Source organism: Paraburkholderia sp. EG304 (assembly GCF_046543485.1).
Taxonomy (GTDB): Bacteria; Pseudomonadota; Gammaproteobacteria; order Burkholderiales; family Burkholderiaceae; genus Paraburkholderia; species Paraburkholderia youngii.
On record NZ_JBKGUA010000490.1, the window covers coordinates 1 to 253 of the forward strand.

Annotated in this window: 1 pseudogene; it reads left to right on the top strand. The window is 58.5% G+C overall.

Going from position 1 to position 253, the window contains the following annotated elements:
- Positions 1–126, top strand: a pseudogene (locus ACLFKU_RS44865) (transposase); the annotation flags it as partial.
- Positions 127–253 lie beyond the last annotated feature (127 nt).

The following is a 253-nucleotide window of genomic DNA, read 5'->3' on the forward strand; positions in this document are numbered from 1 at the left end:
GATGAGGTGCAGCGCGGCAAGAACCGCAACAAGTCGAGGATCCGCGCACGCGTAGAGCATGTCTTCGCGGTGGTCAAACGACTGTGGGGCTTCACGAAGGTGCGCTACCGCGGGTTGGCGAAGAATGGGCTCTGTCGCATTAACGCGAGGGAGGTAAAATTCGAGGCTGACGAGAACGCTTTGGCCAAACGATGAAGAAGATACTGACGCCACGAACGACGCTTGCTCCGGGCATCGCCAAGGTTCTGAAGCG